The 2,947-nt window shown below is 36.6% G+C and carries 2 protein-coding genes and 1 pseudogene; all 3 read left to right on the plus strand.

Annotated elements, in window-relative coordinates; genetic code table 11:
- Nucleotides 1-8 precede the first annotated feature (8 nt).
- Nucleotides 9-653 (plus strand): annotated as a pseudogene (locus V7659_RS28815) (hypothetical protein); the annotation flags it as partial.
- Between the two features lie 298 nt (nucleotides 654-951).
- Nucleotides 952-2,430, plus strand: a complete 1,479-nt coding sequence (gene spoIVA, locus V7659_RS28820; protein WP_335543477.1) for a stage IV sporulation protein A — start codon at nucleotides 952-954, stop codon at nucleotides 2,428-2,430.
- A 394-nt stretch (nucleotides 2,431-2,824) separates the two neighbouring features.
- Nucleotides 2,825-2,947 (plus strand): HU family DNA-binding protein (locus V7659_RS28825; RefSeq protein ID WP_335543479.1); only part of this gene is annotated, 123 nt, incomplete at its 3' end.

Genomic DNA, 2,947 nt, shown 5'->3' on the forward strand with positions numbered 1-2,947 from the left:
GTGATTGTATGAAATGGAATGTAGTCGGTTGTTTTCTAGTATTTACTGCTCTTTTCCTAACTGGATGCATGTATCCTGAAGAGGAATTAGCAAAAAATCAAATCCCATATAAAGATCAAATTATAGCTGTTCAAACAGCAGTAGATACCTTTAAGGAGGATAATGGCGGGATTCTTCCGATAAAAACAAAAGAAGCAGAAACACCAANNAAAAAAATAACACCAAAATATATTGCTGAGCCTCCTGGAAACGCATACGAAAGCGGCGGGATTTTCCAATATGTCCTTGTGGATGTTGAAACCCAGCCAACTGTAAAATTATTTGATTTAAGAATGACAGAAGCGATACGTGATATTAAATTGCGGATCAAAACAAAAGGGTATCCTCCCTATAAAGAACAAATTGCAAAGAATGTTTTTACTCTTGATTATAAACAATTAGGGTATAAAAAAGCCCCTTTTGTAGCGAGTCCATTTTCAAATCAAAATTTATCTTTTGTCATTACAGGCAGTGCTGAAGTATATGTAGATTATCGCCCGGACTTATATCAAGCCATGGCAAAAAAGGATACGAAGGTAAAACCAGGTGAAGATATTCGGCCAATTTTAGTGAAGGATTCCATGTTTGTGCCTGCATATTCCTTACCATATACCTGGCATTCTNNTATTTTTAGAAGAATAAATAGTCATAACCCTTTTCCGATGAAATATATTGTAGGAGAAGGGTTTTTTTTGGCTATTCCCAAAAGAAAACATTTATTGAAACCCTCCATAATAACAAATGTTCAGACACTACAGATACAAGAGAACCTAGTGAATTTTTAATAAGGGGGTAAAAAATTTTTAGAAAAGTGTCATAACATAGTAGGACAACATCATAAACATATATTGTCCAAAAATACCTAAAATGGATGTTTAATCCCACTTTACTCTATGATCGGGAGGGGATCACTTGGAAAAGGTTGATATTTTTAAAGATATTGCCGAGAGAACAGGCGGTGATATTTATTTAGGCGTAGTAGGTGCAGTACGGACTGGAAAATCAACATTTATTAAAAAATTTATGGAGCTTGTTGTTTTACCGAATATAAACAGTGAAGCTGAGAGATCACGTGCACTCGATGAGTTACCTCAAAGTGCTGCAGGAAAAACAATTATGACAACGGAGCCGAAATTCGTACCAAATCAAGCAGCAACTGTTAATGTTGATGATGGATTAAATGTCAATATCAGGCTGGTTGATTGTGTAGGCTATACGGTTCCAGGTGCGAAAGGCTATGAGGATGAAAATGGTCCAAGAATGATTACCACCCCTTGGTATGAGGAACCAATTCCTTTTCATGAAGCTGCTGAAATTGGCACAAGGAAAGTGATTCAAGAGCATTCAACTATTGGGGTCGTTGTAACGACAGATGGGACAATTGGTGAGATTCCAAGGAGTAACTATATTGAAGCTGAAGAAAGAGTTATTAACGAACTTAAAGAAGTTGGCAAACCGTTTATCATGGTCGTTAATAGTGCCCAGCCGTACCATCCAAGCACTGAAACTCTAAGATCGAGTTTAGCAGATAAATATGATATTCCGGTAATTGCCATGAGTGTTGAAAGTATGCGTGACAGCGATGTTCTTAATGTCCTGCGTGAAGCACTTTACGAGTTCCCAGTCCTCGAAGTCAATGTGAACCTGCCAAGTTGGGTAATGGTCCTTCGAGAAAACCACTGGCTTCGTGAAAGCTATCAAGATGCCGTCAAAGATACTGTAAAAGATATCAAGAGATTAAGAGATGTTGACCGGGTTGTACAACACTTTAGCGAGTTTGAATTCATTGAAAGAGCTGGTTTAGCTGGAATTGAAATGGGCTCGGGTGTCGCTGAAATCGATTTATATGCACCAGATGAATTGTATGATGATATATTAAAAGAAATCGTTGGAGTCGAAATTCGCGGGAAAGATCATCTTCTTGAATTAATGCAGGATTTTGCTCATGCAAAAGCAGAGTATGACCACATTGCTGATGCATTAAAAATGGTTAAACAAACGGGTTACGGTATTGCCTCACCAACCCTTTCAGATATGAGCCTTGAAGAACCAGAAATTATTCGTCAAGGTGCACGATTTGGTGTAAGGCTGCGAGCTGTAGCACCATCCATTCATATGATAAAAGTGGATGTGGAATCGGAATTTGCGCCAATCATTGGTACTGAAAAACAAAGTGAGGAACTAGTGAGATACTTAATGCAGGATTTTGAAGATGATCCGTTATCCATCTGGAATTCAGATATCTTTGGCCGCAGCTTAAGTTCCATTGTTCGAGAAGGTATCCAGGCAAAGCTTTCCTTGATGCCGGAAAATGCAAGATATAAATTAAAAGAAACATTAGAGAGAATTATTAACGAAGGTTCAGGTGGCTTAATTGCCATTATACTTTAAGCTATGGACTCCAATTCGGAGTCTTTTTTTCTTTGAGAAAAGTGGCAGGAGGAGGGGGCAACTTCCCATTATTTCAAAATATCTACCAAAAAGGGTTAAATTAAGTAGAATTTTGTTGAAACAAAGAAAAGATTACCATAATTTCATGAATTCTTCTTGATAAGCTGTTTTGATTATGATAATCTTTTAACTGAATTACATTATAGCGTTTGAGCCCTTATTTCATAAGGTTTTTTCCTAAAAAATAGATTCTAGTTACCAATTTTATTATTTATGGTAATTTTGGTAATAAAACCGCGCTATGACGTATAGAAATTAGAAAAATTGTTTAGAAATGTAGATAAGTAATCTTATTTACGAATCTTGATAATTTCTTTGGGAGGAGGTGAATGGCATGAACAAGACAGAACTTATTAATGCAGTTGCTGAAGCTAGCGAACTTTCTAAAAAGGACGCAACTAAAGCAGTTGATGCTGTTTTTGATGCGATTTTAGATGCTTTAAAAAATGGTGATAAA

Origin of the sequence: Neobacillus drentensis (assembly GCF_036966985.1) — a bacterium.
Taxonomy (GTDB): domain Bacteria; phylum Bacillota; class Bacilli; order Bacillales; family Cytobacillaceae; genus Neobacillus; species Neobacillus drentensis_E.